Source organism: Bradyrhizobium sp. SZCCT0153 (assembly GCF_018129995.1).
GTDB classification, from domain to species: domain Bacteria; phylum Pseudomonadota; class Alphaproteobacteria; order Rhizobiales; family Xanthobacteraceae; genus Bradyrhizobium; species Bradyrhizobium japonicum_G.
The window spans coordinates 974,630-993,838 of the sequence record NZ_JAFCKS010000001.1; the positions used below are offsets into that span (position 1 = coordinate 974,630).

A 19,209-nucleotide genomic window follows, 5' to 3' on the forward strand; every position below is an offset into this window, starting at 1 on the left:
GCCAAAACGGACGATGCATGGTCCATCATGCCGCATGACCCAGCGCCTGCCGCCATCGCTGACGCCGCTCGACACCGCGCTCGCCACGTTGCTGAACGGGCTTGATCCCGTCGCACCGGTCGAATTGCCGCTGACCGACGCCGCCGGCTGCGTCGCGGCTGGGACGCCGCTGCTTGCGGCCTATCCGCCGCGCGACATTACCACTGCGGATGGCTGGGCATTATGCGCCAACGATCTGGTCGGCGCGTCCTCCTATTCACCGCTGCTCCTGCCGATGGCGCCCGCCTGGGTCGATGCCGGCGACGCGATGCCGGCGGGATGCGACTGTGTGCTCGACGCCGACGCCGTCGAGATGTCCGGTCCGCTCGCCCAGGTACTGGCGGAGGGCGTGCCGGGGCAGGGCGTCAGGCGTGCCGGCAGTGACATCGCGAACAGCGCACCCGCCGGCGCAGAAGGGGATCCGATCGGTGCGGCCGACCTGCTTGTCGCGCGCGTCGCGGGTCTAACAAAATTCAGCGTGCGGCGGCCGCGGCTGCGCATCGTCAACGTGCCCGATGCAATGGCAACGGCGTATTTGATCGCCGAGGTCGCGCGCCCGGTGGGCCTGGATGTGACGATGCATACCGCCGGCGGCCGTGATGCTGCGTCGATTGCGGAGGCGCTCGATGCTTCCTCCTGCGATCTCCTGCTGACGATCGGTGGCAGCGGCGTCGGCCGCAAGGATGCGGCGGTCACCGCGCTGGCCAGGCGTGGTGATTTGATTGCCCATGGCCTTGCCCTGCAGCCTGGACGCACCGCCGCCGTCGGGCGGCTCGGAAAGGTTCCTGTCGTCGCCTTGCCCGGCTCGCCTGACCATGCGCTCGCGGTCTGGCTCGCGCTCGCGCTTCCGCTCGTCGATCGTCTGTCGGCGCGCAGGCCGCGCCGCCGGATGACCTTGCCGCTCGCGCGAAAAATCGCATCCGGTGTCGGCATCGCTGAAATCGCCCTGCTGGCCGAGGAACATCATGCCTGGGTGCCGCTTGCGGTAGGCGAATGGCCGCTGCAGGCAATTGCCCGCGCGGATGCATGGCTGCTCATTCCCGCCAGCGACGAAGGATTTGCGGCGAGCGCGCCGGTCGATGCCTATCTGATGCGGGAGTGATATGGATTCCGGCATGACGATGATCACGCAATCACAGGTCCACGGCGCGCTCGAACAGGAGCAGTTCCTCAAGATCCTCTCCCGCGAGGAGGCCCTGGCGCGCTTCGAAGCGGCGTTGTTCCCACGCGCGCTTCCGAGCGAAGCGCGCAAGCTCGATGCTGCGCTCGCCGCGGCGCTCGCTGAAGACATCACGGCGCCGATCGACGTGCCGCCGTTCGACCGTTCCAACGTCGACGGCTTTGCGGTGCGCTCGGCGGACCTTGCAGCGGCCGGCATAGGCGCACCGGTTCGCCTCGGGCTGAACGGCGAGACCATTCACTGCGGCACGGCGCCAGTGCTGCAAGTGGCGGCGGGAACCGCAACACCGATCGCGACCGGTGGCCCGCTGCCGCGCGGTGCCGATGCCGTGGTCATGGTGGAGCACACCCAGCCGGCCGGCCTTGACGCAATCGAGGTCCGTCGTGCTGCGTCTCCCGGGCAATTCGTTTCCTATGCAGGATCCGACATCGCGCGCGGCGAAGCGCTGCTGCGCGCCGGCACCGTCATCGGCTCGCGCGAGATCGGCATGCTGGCGGCCTGCGGCATTGCCGAGGTGATCATCGCGCGCAAGCCGCGCGTCGCTGTGATCTCGACCGGTGACGAACTGGTCCAACCCGGCGAAGCGCTCGCGCCGGCTGCGATCTACGACACCAACGGCGCGATCGTCGCGGCCGCGATCGACGAGAACGGCGGCGAGGCGATTTTCCTCGGCGCGATTCCGGACGATGAAGCCAAGCTCGAAGCCGCGATGCGGCGCGCGCTGGCGGACGCCGATATGCTGGTGCTCTCCGGCGGCACCTCGAAAGGCGCAGGCGATCTGTCCCATCGCATCATCGGCCGGCTCGGCAAGCCCGGCATCATCGCGCATGGCGTTGCGCTCAAGCCCGGCAAGCCGCTGTGCCTTGCGGTGTGCGACGGCAAGCCGGTGGTGATCCTGCCGGGCTTTCCGACCTCGGCGATGTTCACCTTCCACGACATGATCGTGCCGGTGCTGCGCAGGATGGCCGGATTGCCGCCGCGCTCCGATGCGAAAGTGAGCGCGACTGTGCCGGTGCGCATCGCTTCCGAGCTCGGTCGCACCGAATTCGTCATGGTCTCGCTGGTGGACGGCAAGGACGGCTTGATCGCCTATCCCTCCGGCAAGGGATCCGGTGCAATCACGTCCTTTGCGCAGGCCGACGGTTTTCTGCGCATCGACGCGCTCGCCGACCAGATGCCCGCCGGGACCAAAGCCGAGGTGACGCTGTTCACGCCGCATGTGCGGGTGCCCGATCTCGTCATCGTCGGCAGCCATTGCACCGGCCTCGACCTCGTCACCGCACAGCTTGCGCATGCCGGGCTGACCGTGCGCTCTATCGCGGTCGGCAGCCTCGGCGGGCTTGCGGCGGCGAAACGGGGCGAGTGCGATCTCGCGCCGATCCATTTGTTCGACGACAAGACCGAGACTTACAACACGCCCTATCTGGTCGAGGGGCTCGAACTCGTGCCGGGCTGGCGGCGGATGCAGGGCATCGTGTTCCGGAAAGGCGACAAGCGTTTCGAGGGCCTCAGCGCGAAGCAGGGCGTCGCTGCCGCGCTCGCGGACCCTGCCTGCATCATGGTCAACCGCAACCAGGGTGCCGGCACGCGCATCCTGATCGACCGGCTGCTCGGCGGCGCGCGCCCGGAAGGCTATTGGAACCAGCCGCGCTCCCACAACGCCGTTGCCGCGGCCGTCGTACAGCACCGTGCCGACTGGGGCATGACCATTGCGCCGGTCGCCCATGCGGCCCGCCTCGGTTTCATCCCGCTCGCGGAGGAGCATTATGACTTCGCGCTGGTGACGGCGCGCAGGCAGCGGCCGGCGGCGCAGGCCTTTCTGGACGCACTCGGCTCGAATGAGGCTCGCGTGGCGCTGGAGCGTGCTGGCTTCAGGCCGGCTTAGAGTCACGACGATGCGGCACTCAAGCCGCGCGACAGGGTGGGGGACGCGATGGCGAGGCCGCTTTCGGTTGCGATCGTCGGTGCCGGCATGGGTGGGCTAGCAACTGCCGCAGCGCTCCAGCGCGCCGGCATCGACGTGACGGTCTACGAGCAGGCCTCCCAATTTGCGCGCATCGGCGCCGGCATCCAGATTGGCTGCAACGCGATGAAGGTCCTGCGCGCGCTCGGACTGGAAGCGCGGATGCGCGAGCACTGCTTCTACCCGCGCTCCTGGAACAACCGCGACTGGCGCAGCGGCGATATCAAGTTCGACATGATTTTTGGCGAGAGCGCGGAAGAGAAGTTCGGCGCGCCCTATCTGCTGGCCCATCGCGGCGATTTGCATGCGGCGCTGGCGAGCGTGGTGCCGGACGCGAGCATCAAGCTCAGCCACAAGCTCGTCGGTCTCGACGAGACAGGAGAAGGCGTCCGGCTCACTTTCGCAAACAGCACAAGCGTAGTCGCCGATGCCGTGGTCGGCGCTGACGGCGTGCATTCAGCCGTGCGCGACATCCTGTTCGACACCGCGCCGGTCAAATTCACCGGCCGCATCGCTTATCGCACCACCTATCCCGCCACGCTGCTTGGCGGTGAAAAGATCGACGACTGCACGAAATGGTGGGGCGAGGACCGCCACATCGTGATCTATTACGTCAAGCCCGATCGCAGCGAGGTCTATCTCGTCACCAGTCAGCCCGAACCGGATTTCCGCATCGAGTCCTGGTCCGCGAAGGGCGACGTGCGCGATCTGCGCGCCTCGTTCGAAGGCTTTCATCCGCAGGTCGGACAGGTGCTGGCCGCCTGTCCCGATGTCCACAAATGGGCGATCATGGACCGCGACGCACTGGAGCGATGGGTCGACGGCAAGGTGACGCTGCTCGGCGATGCCTGCCATCCGATGACGCCCTACATGGCGCAGGGCGCGGCCATGGCGATCGAGGATGCCGCCGTGCTGTCGCGCTGTCTCGACGGCGTCGACCGTGACGGCGTCGCAGATGCCTTCCGTCGGTTCGAGGCGACCCGCAAGGAGCGGACAACGCGGGTGCAGGAAACCTCGCGCGCCAATATCTGGCTGAAGCAGCGGACCGATACGAGCTGGGTCTATGGCTACGATGCGTGGACCGTGCCGCTGGCGGCCTGAGCTGGATTAGGACGCCGCATCCAGCGCCGCCAGCCGCTCTGCGTCGGCGATGTCCTCGACCGTGTTGGCATTGAAGAACGGATCGAGCGGCTCGGCCGGCCAGGTCACCGTCGCCAGTGGATAGCGCGCGGTCCAGCGGTCGATCTTTCGGAGGTCCTCGACGACCAGCGCATGGCGCAGCTCATTGCGCAAGGAGACGCGCCACAGCCCGATCACGGGATGCGACTGGTCGCCTGATGCCGCGACCGCGAGCTCGGCATTGGCCGCGATGCGTTCTTCATGCAAGCGCGCAACCAGATCGCGCGGCAGGAAGGGGCAGTCGCCGGCGGCGCTCAGCACCCATTCGACCCCCGGCCGGTTCGTGGCGGTCCAGTCGAGCGCGGCGAGGATGCCGGCGAGCGGGCCGGGGAAGCCGGGTACCTCATCGGGGACGACCTGCAAGCCGAACGCGACGAAGCGTGCGGGATCGCCATTGGCGTTGAGGATCAGTCCGCTGCATTGGGGGGCAAGGCGCGCAATCACGCGCTCCAGGATGGTACGGCCGCCGATGGTCCGCATCGGCTTGTCGCCGCCGCCCATGCGCCGCGCCAAGCCACCGGCGAGCAGGACGCCTTGCGTCGGAGGAAGATCAGTCGTCACCACCTTCACCCTTGCGCTTGTGCTTTGCGGATTCTTCCTCGACGTAAGCGAGGTTCTGGTCGTAGACGATGCGCTCCTCGCCCGCGAGCGCGATGAAGCGCTTGCCGCGGGTGCGACCGACGAGTGTCAGCCCGACTTGTCTTGCGAGGTCGACGCCCCAGGCGGTGAAGCCGGAGCGCGACACCAGGATCGGAATCCCCATTCGCACCGTCTTGATCACCATCTCCGAGGTGAGCCGTCCCGTTGTGTAGAGGATCTTGTCGGACGCATCGACGCCGTGGCGGTACATCCAGCCCGCGATCTTGTCGACGGCATTGTGGCGGCCGACGTCCTCGGTGTAGCAGAGCGGTTCGCCCTCCCTGCCCAGCACGCAGCCATGGATCGCGCCGGCCTCCAGATAGAGCGAGGGCATGGTGTTGATAGTCTGCGTCATCTGGTAGAGCCAGGAGGTGCGCAGCTCGGCCTTCGGCAGCGCGACGCTCTCGACTGCTTCGAGCAGGTCGCCGAAGGCGGTGCCCTGCGCGCAGCCCGAGGTCTGCGTGCGCTTCTTCAGCTTGGCTTCGAAATTGGTGTGGTGTGTGGTGCGCACCACGACCACCTGGAGGTCGTCGTCGTATTCGACCTCGGTGACCTCGTCGTTGTATTTCAGCATGTTCTGGTTGAGCAAATAGCCCAGCGCCAGATATTCCGGATAGTCGCCGATCGTCATCATGGTGACGATCTCCTGCGAATTCAGGTAGAGCGTCAGCGGCCGCTCCATCGGTACCTTGATCTCGACCCTGGCGCCGGACTGGTCCGTGCCGGTCACGCTCTGGGTCAAGCGCGGATCGCCGGGATTCGGGAGGATCAGGGGCACCGGGGCTTTGTCGATCTTCATCATGGCCGCGACGTTAGCATGACATTCGGGTCAAGCCGATATAAGCATGCTGGCGGAAAGCGAAATGGCTCCTGTCGTCATTGCGAGCGCAGCGAAGCAATCCAGAGTCTTCCGCGGTGGCAGTCGGGATTGCTTCGCTACGCTCGCAATGACGGGGAAAGGCCGGAGGTTCCATCGGCAGGTGCGTCGTTGGCGGAGATCGAGAGGTTATGAAAGTCATCGGCCTTGCAGGCTGGAGCGGTGCGGGCAAGACCACGCTGTTGACGCGGCTGATCCCGCATTTCAGCGCGCAGGGCCTGCGCGTCTCCGTCATCAAGCATGCGCATCACCAGTTCGACGTCGACGTCCCCGGCAAGGATTCCTGGCGCCATCGCGAGGCCGGCGCGGCTGAGGTGCTGGTGGCCTCGTCGAACCGTTGGGCGCTGATGCACGAGTTGCGCGGCGCAGCCGAGCCGCGGCTGCCGGAACTGTTGAGCAAGCTGTCAGCGGTCGATCTGGTCGTGGTCGAAGGCTTCAAGCGCGAGCCGCATCGCAAGATCGAGGTGCACCGCGCCGCCAACGGCAAGCCGTTGCTGTTTCCCGACGATCCCGGAATTTTCGGGATCGTGGCCGACATCGCCATTGAATCGCGGCTGCCGACCGTCCATCTCGATGATATCGAGGCTGCCGCGGCATTGCTGCTGGCCGCGGCGATGCCGGTCGAGGAAGCGGTCGCAAAAAGCGCCGCGCTGCGCTGACGAGGCACCATGGCGCAATTGTCGGACGATTGTTTTGCGTTCGGTGGACCGATGATGTCGGTCGACGAGGCCGTTGGTCTGATCACGACGCGTGTCAACGCGATTGCCGATCTCGAAACCGTGGCGCTCGTGGATGCCGATGGGCGGGTTCTGGCGCGCGACGTCGCTGCGCCGCTACCGCTGCCGCCCTTCACGAACTCGGCAGTTGACGGGTACGCCGTGCGCAATGCGGACCTTCCGCAAAGCGGAGAACACGCCTTGCCGGTCGATGGCCGCATCCAGGCCGGCGGCCTTGCACAGGCCGCCATCAAGCCCGGCCACACCGCGCGCATCTTCACGGGCGCGCCGATGCCACCGGAGGCCGGGACCGTCTTCATGCAGGAGGATGTCCGGATCGATGAGGCCGGCAAGGTCGTGCTGCCGCCAGGGCTGAAGCCGGGTGCCAATGTGCGCCCCGCCGGCGAGGACATTCCCGAAGGGCACGTCGCGCTGCGCGCCGGCCAACGGCTGCGGCCACAGCATGTCGCGCTCGCCGCGGCGTTGGGCCTGATGCGGGTCGACGTCGTCAGGCGCATCCGCGTTGCGGTGTTCTCGACCGGCGACGAGCTGGCTTCGCCGGGCGAGCCGCGCGCGACCTCGCAGCTGTTCGATTCCAACCGCTTCATGCTGATGGCGATGCTGCGCCGGCTCGGCTGCGAGGTTAGCGACCTCGGCATCCTGCGCGACGAGCGTGCTTCGCTCGCCAATGGCTTGAAGCAGGTTGCAAGCAAGCATGACCTGATCCTCACCACCGGCGGTGTCTCGACCGGGGAGGAGGATCACGTCAAGGCGGCGGTCGAGAGCGTCGGCTCGCTGGTGTTGTGGCGGATGGCGATCAAGCCCGGCCGTCCCGTGGCGATGGGTATCATCGGCGGCACGCCGCTGATCGGCCTGCCCGGCAATCCCGTGGCCAGTTTCGTCACCTTCGTCCATGTGGTGCGGCCAACGGCGCTGGCGCTGATGGGTGGTTTGCCGGAACCGCTGTTGTCGATCCCGGTGCGCGCGTCGTTCTCCTACAAGAAGAAGATCGGCCGCCGCGAATATGTTCGCGTCTCCCTGCGGCGCGCGGAGGACGGCGCGCTGGAGGCGGTCAAGTTCCCGCGCGAAGGCGCCGGGCTGTTGTCGTCGCTGGTCGAGACCGACGGTCTTGTCGAACTCGGCGAGGAGATCACGAAGGTCGAGCCGGGGCAGGGCGTAGGTTTCCTGTCCTATGCCGATCTGCTCTGACCGGTTGCGTTGACGCCACGGACCGGCCCCGCCATGTTGCGCCCATGACCAGAACCACGCTCGATCTCACCGGGCTGAAATGCCCGCTGCCCGCCCTGAAGACACGCAAGGCACTCAAACCATTGCAGCCGGGCGATCAGCTCGAGGTGCACTGCACGGATCCCCTGTCGGTGATTGACATTCCGAACCTGATTCGGGAGACCGGCGACACGGTGGAGATCACCGAGCGCAACGACGCGCGCATCGTGTTCTTGATAGAAAAGACGAATGGTCCGATAGGCAGCGCCAATGGTGCGCTGCGTTCTTGAGCGCGTTACCGCGTTGATACCGACCTTTTGTCTATCGACATCGATCATGGCTTCTGCCCAAATTGACTTTCTCCGTGGGGGCGCGGAGGTTGAGTCTTGTCTGCGATACGCGGATCAATGGGCCGCACACAAAGCTTGCACGTCGTATCGGGCATAGAGCCCCGCTCGAGGGGTTAACTTTTCGGAGGCGCGTGACGATCCTGGTGCGCGTCGGATGATTGTGCGGGGGCAGCAGGGACAGCTGGCTGCACCGCGGATGGCTGAGGATCAGGATCTTAGTGGCAGGCTGCTCAGAAGGGCGGCTTAGGGGAGGACTGTATGGCTACTATTGAGAGCGCTGGAACGATTTCAGGCGCTGGCGCCGGCTTTCTTGATCGTGAGCGGACGATTGCGAGGGCCGGCTTCAATCGCTGGCTGGTGCCGCCTGCGGCGCTATGCATCCATTTGTGCATCGGCATGGCTTACGGCTTCTCGGTGTTCTGGTTGCCGCTCTCGCGCGCGATCGGCATCACCGCGCCGAAGGCCTGTCCGGACATGTCGCTGTGGCAGGAGCTCTTCACCACCACTTGCGACTGGAAGGTCGCGAGCCTCGGCTGGATGTTCACCCTATTCTTCGTCGTGCTCGGCGTTGCGGCCGCTGTTTGGGGCGGCTGGCTCGAGCGGGTCGGTCCGCGCAAGGCCGGCTTCGTCGCGGCGATCTGCTGGTGCGGCGGTCTCATTCTCGGCGCCATCGGCATCTATCTGCATCAGCTCTGGATCATGTGGCTCGGCTCCGGCGTGATCGGCGGCATCGGCCTTGGTCTCGGTTACATCTCGCCGGTGTCGACGCTGATCAAATGGTTCCCCGATCGCCGCGGCATGGCGACCGGCATGGCGATCATGGGCTTCGGCGGCGGCGCTATGATCGGCGCACCGTTTGCCAATCTCCTGATCAACTACTTCAAGACATCGACCGAGGTCGGCGTGTGGCAGGCCTTCGTCGTCATGGGCGTGGTCTATTTCTTCTTCATGACCATCGGCGCGTTCGCCTACCGCGTGACGCCGGCGGGCTGGAAGCCCGAGGGCTGGACGCCGCCGAGCGAGAAGAAAACGATGATCTCCGAGCATCACGTTCACCTGGACAACGCGCACAAGACGCCGCAGTTCTGGCTGATCTGGTGGGTGCTGTGCTTGAACGTGTCTGCCGGCATCGGTGTGATCGGCATGGCCTCTCCGATGTTGCAGGAAATCTTCGCCGGAAAGCTGATCGGCCATCCGGAGCTCACCTTTAGTCAGCTCTCGGTCGATCAGAAGACGGTCATCGCCGGCATCGCGGCGGGCTTCGCGGGCCTGCTGTCATTGTTTAACATCGGCGGTCGCTTCTTCTGGGCGTCGCTGTCGGACTATATCGGCCGCAAGAACACCTACTATACGTTCTTCATCCTCGGCATCGTGCTCTACGCGCTGGCGCCGACCTTTGCGGCGATGGGCTCGAAGCTGCTGTTCGTGCTCGGCTTCGGCGTCATCCTGTCGATGTATGGCGGGGGCTTCGCGACCGTGCCGGCCTATCTCGCCGATATGTTCGGGACCCAGTTCGTCGGCGCCATCCACGGCCGGCTGCTGACGGCGTGGTCCACCGCGGGCATCATCGGCCCCGTTGTGGTCAACTACATCCGCGAGTTCCAGCTCGCGGCGGGTGTGCCGCGTGACCAGCTATACAATACGACTATGTACATTCTCTGCGCGATGCTGATTGCGGGCATCATCTGCAACTACCTGATCAAGCCGGTCGCTTCGAAATGGTACATGAGCGAGGCGGAGGTCGCGAAGTTGCAGGCGGCGAACGCCGGCGCCAATGTTGTCCAGACGGGTTCGTTCGGAATCGGCACTGGCGGCCTCGACGCCAAGGCTGCGATTTTCTGGCTCGTCGTCGGCGTTCCCATGGCGTGGGGCGTGTATAAGACGCTCGAGAGCGCGGTTAAAATCCTCTGACCGCAAACCCACCACCCGCGGGAGGCTGACGCCAGCTTCCCGCGGTGTTCGCCTTGCTGATCAATGAGAATGGGACCTAGGGGGATTCCTATGCTTCGCACCCGTATCTGCCTTGCCGCCATGCTGCTGGCCGCAAGCCTTCATGCCGCGTCCGCGCAAACCGCGGCGGCACCTGCGACCACCGCACCAGCCGCGACGACCGAGGCCAAGCCTGGCAAGATCAAGCTCACCATGCAGAAGCTGAAGGACATGAAGGCGAAGTGGGCGGCCAACAAGCCAAAGCTCAAGGCCTGCCGTGCCGACGTGAAAGCCAAGGGCCTCGCCGGCGACGATCGCTGGTTCTACATCGAAGAGTGCATGAACAAGACCTGAGCCGGTTCCACGATCAGTTTGCGTAGGGGGGCGTGAGGCTTGTTGGGCCGCATGCCCCTTAAATGCTTATCGGAGCGGATGAATTCGCTTGGCATCTGGTATGCCAAAAGCTAGACTTGGACATGTTCTAAAGAAGGTTTACGAGACTCATCGATGAACCACGACGTGCATGAGGTCCGCTCGTTCGAGCATCCGGGCGAGGGACGGAAGCGAGCCAAGGCCACGCCCAAGGGGCGGCAGGTCGATCCCACCGCCGCGCACGAGATCGAGCAGCTGCTCGGCGACCGGTCGCGGCGGCGCGATCTCCTGATCGAATATCTCCATCTGATCCAGGACAAATATCACCAGATCTCGGCCGCGCATCTTGCCGCGCTTGCCGACGAGATGAATCTCGCCTTCGCCGAGGTGTTCGAGACCGCGACGTTCTACGCGCATTTCGATATCGTGAAGGAAGGCGAGCCCGATATCGCGCCGCTGACGATCCGCGTCTGCGATTCGCTGACTTGCGCGATGCTCGGCGGCGAGAAGCTGCTCGAGGATCTGCAGAGCGCGTCGGGTCCCGGCATCCGTGTCGTCCGCGCGCCCTGCGTCGGGCGCTGCGATACCGCGCCGGCGGCCGAGGTCGGCCACAACTTCGTCGATCATGCGACGGTCGCAAATGTGATGGCCGCCGCGAAGGCCGGCGACACCCACGCGCATCTGCCCAAATATATCGACTACGACGCCTATGTCGCCGGCGGCGGCTACAAGCTGCTCGATCGCGTGCGCTCCGGCGAACTGTCGAAGGATGACCTGCTGAAGGCGCTCGACGACGCCTCGCTGCGCGGGCTCGGCGGCGCCGGCTTCCCGACGGGGCGCAAATGGCGCGCGGTGCTGGGCGAGCCCGGGCCGCGGTTGATGGCGATCAACGGCGACGAGGGCGAGCCCGGCACGTTCAAGGATCGCGTCTATCTCGAAAGCGATCCGCATCGCTTTCTCGAGGGCATGCTGATCGGCGCGCATGTGGTGCAGGCCTCCGACGTCTACATCTACCTGCGCGATGAATATCCGGCATCGCGCGAAATCCTCGAGCGCGAGCTCGCGAAGCTGCCCGCGGGCGGCCCGACGTTGCACATGCGCCGCGGCGCCGGTGCCTATATCTGCGGCGAGGAATCTTCGCTGCTGGAAAGCATCGAGGGCAAGCGCGGCCTGCCCCGGCACAAGCCGCCTTACCCGTTTCAGGTCGGCCTGTTCGGACTGCCGACGTTGATCAACAACATCGAGACGCTGTGGTGGGTGCGCGACATCGTCGAGAAGGGCGCTGACTGGTGGAAGGGCCATGGACGGCACGAGCGTCATGGCCTGCGCAGCTTCTCGGTGTCAGGCCGCGTCAAGACGCCGGGCATGAAGCTCGCGCCCGCAGGCATCACCGTGCGCGAGTTGATCGACGAATATTGCGGCGGCATGGCCGACGGCCATCAGTTCTATGCTTACCTGCCGGGCGGCGCGTCCGGCGGCATCCTGCCGGCGTCGATGGACGACATCCCGCTCGATTTCGGCACGCTGGAGAAATACGGCTGCTTCATCGGCTCGGCCGCGATCGTGATCCTGTCGCAGAAGGACAGCGTGCGGGCGGCGGCGCTGAACCTGATGAAGTTCTTCGAGGACGAAAGCTGCGGCCAGTGCACGCCATGCCGCGTCGGAACCCAGAAGGCGGCGCTGCTGATGCAGCAGCCGGTCTGGAACCGCGCCTTGCTGGAGGAATTGAGCCAGGCGATGCGTGATGCCTCGATCTGCGGGCTCGGACAGGCGGCATCGAATCCGCTTGCCACCGTGATCAAATATTTCCCTGACGAGTTCAAGGAAGCGGCCGAATGACGAAGATTACGTTCGAGCTTGACGGCAAGCAGGTCGAGGCCAGTCCCGGCGAGACGATCTGGCAAGTCGCAAAACGCCAGGGCCGGGAGATTCCCCATCTGTGCTATTCGCCGGCGCCGGACTATCGCCCCGACGGCAATTGCCGCGCCTGCATGGTGGAGATCGAGGGCGAGCGCGTGCTTGCGGCCTCCTGCAAGCGCACGCCGTCGGTCGGCATGAAGGTGAAGTCCGAAAGCCACCGTGCGGTCGCGGCGCAAAAGATGGTGATGGAGCTGCTCGTCGCCGACCAGCCGGCGCGCGAGACCTCGCATGATCCGGAATCCAAATTCTGGCACTGGGCCGAGACCACTGGCGTCACCGAGAGCCGCTTCCCTGCCGCCGAGCGCTGGGCGACCGATGCCAGCCATCCGGCGATGCGCGTCAATCTCGATGCCTGCATCCAGTGCGGCCTCTGCGTGCGCGCCTGCCGCGAGGTGCAGGTCAACGACGTCATCGGCATGGCCTATCGCAGTCATGGCTCGAAGATCGTGTTCGACTTCGACGATCCCATGGGCGAATCCACCTGCGTTGCCTGCGGCGAATGCGTGCAGGCCTGTCCGACCGGCGCGCTGATGCCGGCCGTGATGCTGGACGAGGCGCAGACGCGCGTCACCTATGCCGACAAGAAGGTGGATTCGCTCTGCCCGTTCTGCGGCGTCGGCTGCCAGGTGACCTACGAGGTCAAGGACGAGAAGGTGATCTACGCCGAGGGCCGCGACGGCCCCGCCAATCACAATCGTCTCTGTGTGAAGGGCCGTTTCGGCTTCGACTACATCCACCATCCGCATCGCCTGACCAAGCCGCTGGTGCGGCTGCCGAATGCGAAGAAGGATTCCAACGACCAGGTCGATCCGGCCAATCCTTTCACGCATTTCCGTGAAGCGAGCTGGGAGGAAGCGCTCGACATCGCCGCCAAGGGCCTGGTCAAGATCCGCGACACCAACGGCGTGAAGGCGCTGGCGGGCTTCGGCTCGGCCAAGGGCTCGAACGAGGAGGCCTATCTGTTCCAGAAGCTGGTACGCACCGGCTTCGGTTCGAACAATGTCGACCATTGCACCCGTCTGTGCCACGCCTCGTCGGTCGCCGCGCTGTTCGAGGGCCTGAGCTCCGGTGCGGTGTCGGCGCCGTTCTCGGCGGCGATGGACGCCGAGGTCATCATCGTGATCGGCGCCAATCCGACCGTGAATCATCCGGTCGCCGCGACCTTCATCAAGAACGCGGTCAAGCAGAATGGCGCCAAGCTGTTCGTGATGGATCCGCGCCGGCAGACGCTGTCGCGTCATGCCACCAAGCATCTGCAATTCAAGCCCGGCTCCGACGTCGCCATGCTGAACGCGATGATCAACACGATCATCACAGAAGGCCTGACGGACGATCAGTACATCGCCGGCTACACCGAAGGCTTCGAGGATATCAAGGAGAAGATCAAGGAGTTCACGCCGGAGAAGATGGAGCCGATCTGCGGCGTCCCGGCGCAAACCCTGCGCGAGGTGGCGCGTACCTATGCGCGCGCAAAATCGTCGATCATCTTCTGGGGCATGGGCATCAGCCAGCACGTTCACGGCACCGACAATGCGCGCTGCCTGATCGCGCTGGCGCTGATCACCGGCCAGGTCGGCCGTCCCGGCACCGGCCTGCATCCGCTGCGCGGACAGAACAACGTGCAGGGCGCGTCCGACGCCGGCCTGATCCCGATGTTCCTGCCGGACTATCAGCCGGTCGGTCGCGACGATTTGCGCGGGGCCTTCGAGAAGCTGTGGGGCCAAGACCTCGATCCCGTCCGCGGCCTGACCGTGGTCGAGATCATGAATGCGATCCACGCCGGCGAGATCAAGGGCATGTATATCGAGGGTGAGAATCCGGCGATGTCCGACCCCGATCTGCAGCATGCGCGCCAGGCGCTCGCCATGCTCGATCACCTCGTGGTGCAGGACCTCTTCGTCACCGAGACCGCATTCCACGCCGACGTCATCCTGCCGGCCTCGGCCTTTGCCGAGAAGGAAGGCTCCTTCACCAACACCGATCGCCGCGTGCAGCTCGCGCGCCAGGTGATCAAGCCACCGGGCGATGCGCGGCAGGATCTCTGGATCATCCAGGAGATCGGCAAGCGCATGGGCCTGCCGTGGAATTATGCCGGCCCCGGCGATGTCTACACCGAGATGGCAGAGCTCATGCCGTCGCTCAAGAACATCAGCTGGGAACGGCTGGTGCGCGAAGGTGCCGTGACCTATCCGGCGGACGATCCGGACAAGCCGGGCAACGAGATCATCTTCACGACCGGATTCCCGACCGCGAGCGGGCGCGGCAAGATCGTGCCGGCTCACGTCATCCCGCCGGACGAGATCCCCGACGACGAATATCCGATGGTGCTCTCGACCGGCCGCGTGCTCGAGCACTGGCACACCGGCTCGATGACGCGCCGCGCCCAGGTGCTCGACCAGATCGAGCCCGAGGCGGTTGCGTTCATGTCGCCAAAGGACATGCACAGGAAGAAGCTGGCGCCCGGCGATTTCATTCGCCTGGAGACCCGCCGTGGCGCGGTCGAGGTCAAGGTCCGCTCCGACCGCGACGTGCCCGAGAACATGGTGTTCATGCCGTTCTGCTACGCGGAGGCGGCGGCGAACCTGCTGACCAATCCGGCGCTCGATCCGTTCGGCAAGATCCCGGAGTTCAAGTTCTGCGCGGCGAGAGCCGAGCGCGCGGAGATGCGGGACGCGGCGGAGTAGCAATTCGCGAAAAACAACCCCATGCACAGTAGGCGAGGGGTTGAAAGGCTTGAGGAATTTTCGGTCTTGCCGAAACGACTTGCGGCGTCGGTCAAAACACCTGCATCAATGCATGATCACCAACAGCGCCGGCTTCGCCGCTCGCAACGACGGTGGTAAACGTAATCCATGTCGAAAGTCACCCCCGCCACACGCGCGCTCACAGCCGCCGGTGTCGCCTTCACCGTTCACGCTTACGACTACGATCCCGACGCCGAGAGCATCGGCCTCCAGGCGGCGGCTGCCCTGGCTGAGGATCCCGCGCGCGTGTTGAAGACGCTGATAGCCCTGGTCGACGGCAAGCCGGTCTGCATCATCGTTCCGTCCGACCAGGAAGTGTCGATGAAGAAGCTCGCCGCTGCTGTCGGCGGCAAGTCCGCGCAAATGATGAAGCCGCCGGAGGCCGAGCGCCTCACCGGCTTCAAGGTCGGCGGCATCAGTCCGTTCGGGCAGCGGAAACCGGTGCCCGTCGTGATCGAGCAGATCGCGCTCGCGCACGAGTATGTGTATGTCAATGGCGGCCAGCGCGGACTGCAGGTGCGGCTCAAGCCGGGTGATGTGCGGGACGTGTCGAACGCGGTTGCCGCAGACTTGATCGCCTGAGCGTTGCGTTCTACTGCTTCTGCAACAGCTTGAGACGGCAGCGTAACGCCTCGCGGATATGCGCGCGCGCGAGCTGCTCGGCCTTGTCGCCGTCGCGCGCGGCGATGGCCTCGATGATGATTTGGTGCTCGCTGTGGCTGGTCGATGGGCGTCCCGTCACCGTGAAGGTGGTGGGACCGAGCAGCGCGATCCAGTCCTGCAATTCGCGGGAGGCGTTGTCGAGATAGCGGTTGCGCGCGGCGCGGCAGACGGCTTCGTGGAAGGCGCGGTTGAGCCGCGCCATCTCGGCCGCGTCGGTCGCGGAGGATTCAACAAAAGACTGTTCGATATCCCTGAGTGCATCGATCTCCGTCGTCGAGGCATGCTCGGCGGCCAGGCGCGCGGCCGCGCCTTCCATGATCTCGCGCATGGCGTAAAGCTCGACCACTTCTGAAATGTCGAGGTTGCGCACGATCACGCCGCGGCCGCCGGCCGGCTCGACGAAACCACGCGCGGCGAGCCGGCCGAGCGCCTCCCGCACCGGCGTGCGGCTGACCTTCAGTCGCTGGGCGACCTCCTCCTCGCGCAGGCGATCGCCGGCGCGGTAGCTACCGGCTTGCAGCGCCTCGCAGAGCGAACGGAACACGGCTTCGCCGAGCGCCACGCCGCCGCCGCGCGCGATCGAGCCGCCTGTCTTTGCCGGGCGTCTGGCCATGGTCCCTCGAGGCGCATCCTGCCCATGCAGAGATGCCGCTTGCTCCCTTACTGTATATTCTTGTATACAAAGGTGCGCAATGGCGGTCCGGAGTGGGCGAGGCTGCCGTCGGGCAGAATGTCTCTAACTTCGTCGCTCCGGGTACACGGCATGAGCAGCAAATACGACGTGCTGGTGATCGGCGGTGGCAATGCGGCGCTGTGCGCGGCGATCGCTGCGCGGCGTGGCGGCGCCTCCGTCCTCGTGCTCGAAGGCGCGCCAAAGTTCTATCGCGGCGGCAACACCCGCCACACCCGCAACATGCGCTGCGCTCATGACGCGGCGACCGAAATTCTCACAGGTCCGTATACCGAGGAGGAATTCTGGGAGGATCTGCTGCGTGTCACCGGCGGACAGACCGACGAGATGCTCGCCCGCCACATGATCCGCGAGTCCAAGGATATCCTGAACTGGATCGTGGAGCAGGGCGTGCGCTGGCAGCCCTCGCTCGGCGGCACGCTGAGTCTCGGCCGCACCAACTCGTTCTTCCTCGGTGGCGGGCGCGCGATGCTGAATGCGCTGTATCTGACCGCCGAGCGGCTGGGCGTCGACGTCGAATATGATGCCGAAGTCACCGAGCTCGTGATCGAGGACGGCATGTTCCTCGCCGCGCGCCTCGAGCGGCCCGTCAAGGGCGAGACCGAGATCCGCGCGACGTCACTGGTCGCCGCGGCCGGCGGTTTCGAGGCCAACATCGAATGGCTCAAGCAATATTGGGGCGAGGCTGCCGACAATTTCCTGATCCGCGGTACGCCCTATAATCGCGGCTCGATCCTGAAGATGCTGCTCGACAAGGGCGTGCAGGAGGTCGGCGATCCCACCCAGTGCCACGCGGTGGCGATCGATGCCCGTGCGCCGAAATTCGACGGTGGCATCATCACGCGCCACGACTCGGTCGTGTTCGGCATCGTCGTCAACAAGCATTCGCAGCGGTTCTACGACGAGGGCGAGGACATCTGGCCGAAGCGCTACGCGATCTGGGGCCGGCTGGTCGCGGCGCAGCCCGACCAGATCGCCTACATCATTTTTGATTCGACCGTGGTCACCTCGTTCATGCCGACGCTGTTCCCGCCGATCGCCGGGCAGACGGTGGCCGAGCTTGCCGGCAAGCTGCAGCTCGATCCAGCCGCGCTGGAAAAGACCGTCACCGAGTTCAACGCGGCGGTGCGGCCCGGCACCTTCGACCACACCATTCTCGACGACTGCCGCACCGAGGGCATCACGCCGCAAAAGACGCATTGGGCGCGCAAAATCGAAACGCCGCCTTATCTCGCCTATCCGGTGCGGCCCGGCATCACCTTCACCTATCTCGGCACCCGCGTCACCAAGGAGGCGCGGCTGCTGATGGCGGACGGCAAGCCGTCGGCCAACATGTTCGCGGCTGGCGAGATCATGGCCGGCAACGTGCTCGGCAAGGGTTATGCCGCCGGCATGGGCATGACGATCGGCAGCGTGTTCGGACGGATCGCAGGACGGGAAGCGGCGAAACATGCACGGAACTAGAATTTTGGACGAGGCCGACCGTCTGATGACGGTCTGCAATTCCTGCCGCTACTGCGAGGGGCTCTGCGCGGTGTTTCCCGCCATGGAGATGCGCCGTGCGTTCTCGGACGGCGACCTCAACTATCTCGCAAACCTATGCCATTCCTGTGGCGCCTGCTATGTCGACTGCCAGTTCTCGCCGCCGCACGAGTTCAACGTCAACGTCCCAAAGACGCTGGCGGTCGCGCGCGCCGAGTCCTATGCAGCCTATGCCTGGCCGCATGCACTTTCGGGCGCCTTCGCGCGCAACGGCCTCGTCATCAGCATCGTCGCCGCGCTCAGCATGGCGGCCTTCATCCTCGGCTTTGCTGCTCTCAATGACCACAGCGTGCTGTTCGGCGTGCACGCCGGTCCCGGCGCGTTCTACAGACTGATGCCGCACAACGCGATGGCCGCATTGTTCAGCGCCGCCTTTCTCTATGCGATCCTCGCGCTGGTCATGAGCGTGCGCGCGTTCTGGCGCGACATCGGTACGCCGATCGGCGGCCGCGCCGACGGCGGCTCGATTGTCCAGGCGATCCGCGATGCCGGCGAGCTGCGCTATCTCCATGGCGGCGGCGTCGGCTGCTACAACGAGGACGACAAGCCGACCGACCGGCGCAAGCTTTTCCATCATTTGACCTTCTACGGCTTCCTGCTGTGCTTTGCCGCGACGTCAGTCGCCACGCTCTATCACTATCTCCTTAGCCGCGAGGCGCCGTATCCGTGGTGGGATCTGCCCGTGGTGCTCGGCACGCTCGGCGGCCTCGGTCTGATCATCGGGCCGATCGGATTGTTCATCGCGAAATCGCGCCACGCACCGGAGCTGCTTGACGAGCAGCGCTACGGCATGGATGTTGGCTTCATCGCCATGCTGTTCCTGACCGGCTTCACCGGCATGCTGCTCCTGCTGTTGCGGGAAACCGCCGCGATGGGGCCGCTGCTGGCACTGCATCTCGGCGCGGTGTTCGCGCTGTTCATCACCATGCCCTACGGCAAGTTCGTGCACGGCATCTACCGCTTCGCGGCACTGGTTCGCTATGCACAGGAGCGTCGCAGCGAAGCCGGCTCTTGAGGGGCGGCAATCGCATATGGCATTTTGCGCGATCACAGCGCGCGCCTCGTCCTTCGAGACGACCGCTTCGTGGTCGCCTCAGCATGAGGCTAAGTGGTATCGGTACTCGTCGAAACGAAGGCCGCACACTCGGTCATCATCCTGAGGGCCCGCCAACGGCGGG

General features: G+C 65.3%; 16 protein-coding genes. 13 read left to right on the forward strand and 3 right to left on the reverse strand.

The annotated features are described in order from the left end of the window. The first annotated feature begins 34 nt into the window (after nucleotides 1–34). Genes JQ572_RS04835 through JQ572_RS04845 form a run of 3 tightly spaced genes read left to right on the forward strand, consistent with a single transcriptional unit; the run spans nucleotide 35 to nucleotide 4,283 of the window. Nucleotides 35–1,141 (forward strand): molybdopterin-binding protein, encoded by a 1,107-nt coding sequence (locus tag JQ572_RS04835; protein ID WP_211381808.1) that lies wholly within the window; start codon nucleotides 35–37, stop codon nucleotides 1,139–1,141. 13 nt (nucleotides 1,142–1,154) lie between these two features. Further along, nucleotides 1,155–3,104, forward strand: coding sequence for a molybdopterin biosynthesis protein (locus tag JQ572_RS04840; RefSeq protein ID WP_249128820.1), 1,950 nt, complete (start codon nucleotides 1,155–1,157; stop codon nucleotides 3,102–3,104). Nucleotides 3,105–3,152: 48 nt separating this feature from the next. Next, entirely contained in the window at nucleotides 3,153–4,283 is a 1,131-nt protein-coding gene (locus tag JQ572_RS04845) for an FAD-dependent monooxygenase (protein ID WP_211381810.1), read from the forward strand. Nucleotides 4,284–4,289: 6 nt separating this feature from the next. On the opposite strand, the gene mobA is transcribed toward JQ572_RS04845, so the two are convergent. Both mobA and fdhD read right to left on the reverse strand, forming a co-directional pair. After that, the gene (gene mobA / locus JQ572_RS04850; RefSeq protein ID WP_211381811.1) at nucleotides 4,290–4,931 is read right to left on the reverse strand and encodes a molybdenum cofactor guanylyltransferase MobA; all 642 of its coding nucleotides are present in this window, start codon (nucleotides 4,929–4,931) and stop codon (nucleotides 4,290–4,292) included. After that, a complete protein-coding gene (gene fdhD, locus JQ572_RS04855; RefSeq protein ID WP_211381812.1) occupies nucleotides 4,912–5,802 on the reverse strand; it encodes a formate dehydrogenase accessory sulfurtransferase FdhD in 891 nt (296 codons plus the stop codon). Before fdhD ends, mobA begins: the two co-directional genes overlap by 20 nt. 206 nt (nucleotides 5,803–6,008) lie before the next feature. Between fdhD and mobB the strand changes: the two genes are divergently transcribed. From mobB to ybaK, 8 genes are all read left to right on the forward strand, one after another. Next, a complete protein-coding gene (mobB, locus tag JQ572_RS04860) occupies nucleotides 6,009–6,536 on the forward strand; it encodes a molybdopterin-guanine dinucleotide biosynthesis protein B (RefSeq protein ID WP_211381813.1) in 528 nt (175 codons plus the stop codon). Between the two features lie 9 nt (nucleotides 6,537–6,545). Continuing rightward, on the forward strand, nucleotides 6,546–7,802 hold the full coding sequence (locus tag JQ572_RS04865) for a molybdopterin molybdotransferase MoeA (protein ID WP_211381814.1): 1,257 nt from the start codon (nucleotides 6,546–6,548) through the stop codon (nucleotides 7,800–7,802). 44 nt (nucleotides 7,803–7,846) lie between these two features. Beyond that, the gene (locus JQ572_RS04870) at nucleotides 7,847–8,110 is read left to right on the forward strand and encodes a sulfurtransferase TusA family protein (RefSeq protein ID WP_211381815.1); all 264 of its coding nucleotides are present in this window, start codon (nucleotides 7,847–7,849) and stop codon (nucleotides 8,108–8,110) included. A gap of 318 nt (nucleotides 8,111–8,428) precedes the next feature. Further along, complete coding sequence (locus JQ572_RS04875; RefSeq protein WP_211381816.1) at nucleotides 8,429–10,081, forward strand: OFA family MFS transporter; 1,653 nt, start codon at nucleotides 8,429–8,431, stop codon at nucleotides 10,079–10,081. A 90-nt stretch (nucleotides 10,082–10,171) separates the two neighbouring features. Next, complete coding sequence (locus JQ572_RS04880; protein WP_211381817.1) at nucleotides 10,172–10,453, forward strand: hypothetical protein; 282 nt, start codon at nucleotides 10,172–10,174, stop codon at nucleotides 10,451–10,453. 153 nt (nucleotides 10,454–10,606) lie between these two features. Beyond that, nucleotides 10,607–12,310 (forward strand): NADH-ubiquinone oxidoreductase-F iron-sulfur binding region domain-containing protein, encoded by a 1,704-nt coding sequence (locus JQ572_RS04885; RefSeq protein ID WP_211381818.1) that lies wholly within the window; start codon nucleotides 10,607–10,609, stop codon nucleotides 12,308–12,310. After that, nucleotides 12,307–15,075 carry a formate dehydrogenase subunit alpha gene (fdhF, locus tag JQ572_RS04890; RefSeq protein ID WP_211381819.1) on the forward strand — a complete coding sequence of 923 codons (2,769 nt, stop codon included), beginning with the start codon at nucleotides 12,307–12,309 and terminating at the stop codon, nucleotides 15,073–15,075. Before JQ572_RS04885 ends, fdhF begins: the two co-directional genes overlap by 4 nt. A gap of 168 nt (nucleotides 15,076–15,243) precedes the next feature. Further along, nucleotides 15,244–15,717, forward strand: a complete 474-nt coding sequence (ybaK, locus tag JQ572_RS04895; protein ID WP_211381820.1) for a Cys-tRNA(Pro) deacylase — start codon at nucleotides 15,244–15,246, stop codon at nucleotides 15,715–15,717. A 10-nt stretch (nucleotides 15,718–15,727) separates the two neighbouring features. Here the strand turns inward: ybaK and JQ572_RS04900 are convergent, their stop codons facing one another. Beyond that, entirely contained in the window at nucleotides 15,728–16,411 is a 684-nt protein-coding gene (locus JQ572_RS04900) for a GntR family transcriptional regulator (protein ID WP_211381821.1), read from the reverse strand. Between the two features lie 150 nt (nucleotides 16,412–16,561). On the opposite strand from JQ572_RS04900, the gene tcuA reads away from it, so the two are divergent. Further along, entirely contained in the window at nucleotides 16,562–17,953 is a 1,392-nt protein-coding gene (gene tcuA, locus JQ572_RS04905) for an FAD-dependent tricarballylate dehydrogenase TcuA (RefSeq protein ID WP_211381822.1), read from the forward strand. Continuing rightward, the gene (tcuB, locus tag JQ572_RS04910; protein WP_211381823.1) at nucleotides 17,940–19,046 is read left to right on the forward strand and encodes a tricarballylate utilization 4Fe-4S protein TcuB; all 1,107 of its coding nucleotides are present in this window, start codon (nucleotides 17,940–17,942) and stop codon (nucleotides 19,044–19,046) included. Before tcuA ends, tcuB begins: the two co-directional genes overlap by 14 nt. Nucleotides 19,047–19,209: the final 163 nt, after the last annotated feature.

Excerpts from the sequence above, each read along its gene's own strand:
- JQ572_RS04835 (WP_211381808.1), top strand. The coding sequence starts at position 35 with ATGACCCAGCGCCTGCCGCCATCGCTGACGCCGCTCGACACCGCGCTC.
- JQ572_RS04840 (WP_249128820.1), top strand. The coding sequence starts at position 1,155 with ATGACGATGATCACGCAATCACAGGTCCACGGCGCGCTCGAACAGGAG.
- JQ572_RS04845 (WP_211381810.1), top strand. The coding sequence starts at position 3,153 with ATGGCGAGGCCGCTTTCGGTTGCGATCGTCGGTGCCGGCATGGGTGGG.
- fdhD (WP_211381812.1), bottom strand. The coding sequence starts at position 5,802 with ATGATGAAGATCGACAAAGCCCCGGTGCCCCTGATCCTCCCGAATCCC.
- mobB (WP_211381813.1), top strand. The coding sequence starts at position 6,009 with ATGAAAGTCATCGGCCTTGCAGGCTGGAGCGGTGCGGGCAAGACCACG.
- JQ572_RS04865 (WP_211381814.1), top strand. The coding sequence starts at position 6,546 with ATGGCGCAATTGTCGGACGATTGTTTTGCGTTCGGTGGACCGATGATG.
- JQ572_RS04870 (WP_211381815.1), top strand. The coding sequence starts at position 7,847 with ATGACCAGAACCACGCTCGATCTCACCGGGCTGAAATGCCCGCTGCCC.
- JQ572_RS04875 (WP_211381816.1), top strand. The coding sequence starts at position 8,429 with ATGGCTACTATTGAGAGCGCTGGAACGATTTCAGGCGCTGGCGCCGGC.
- JQ572_RS04880 (WP_211381817.1), top strand. The coding sequence starts at position 10,172 with ATGCTTCGCACCCGTATCTGCCTTGCCGCCATGCTGCTGGCCGCAAGC.
- JQ572_RS04885 (WP_211381818.1), top strand. The coding sequence starts at position 10,607 with ATGAACCACGACGTGCATGAGGTCCGCTCGTTCGAGCATCCGGGCGAG.
- fdhF (WP_211381819.1), top strand. The coding sequence starts at position 12,307 with ATGACGAAGATTACGTTCGAGCTTGACGGCAAGCAGGTCGAGGCCAGT.
- ybaK (WP_211381820.1), top strand. The coding sequence starts at position 15,244 with ATGTCGAAAGTCACCCCCGCCACACGCGCGCTCACAGCCGCCGGTGTC.
- JQ572_RS04900 (WP_211381821.1), bottom strand. The coding sequence starts at position 16,411 with ATGGCCAGACGCCCGGCAAAGACAGGCGGCTCGATCGCGCGCGGCGGC.
- tcuA (WP_211381822.1), top strand. The coding sequence starts at position 16,562 with ATGAGCAGCAAATACGACGTGCTGGTGATCGGCGGTGGCAATGCGGCG.
- tcuB (WP_211381823.1), top strand. The coding sequence starts at position 17,940 with ATGCACGGAACTAGAATTTTGGACGAGGCCGACCGTCTGATGACGGTC.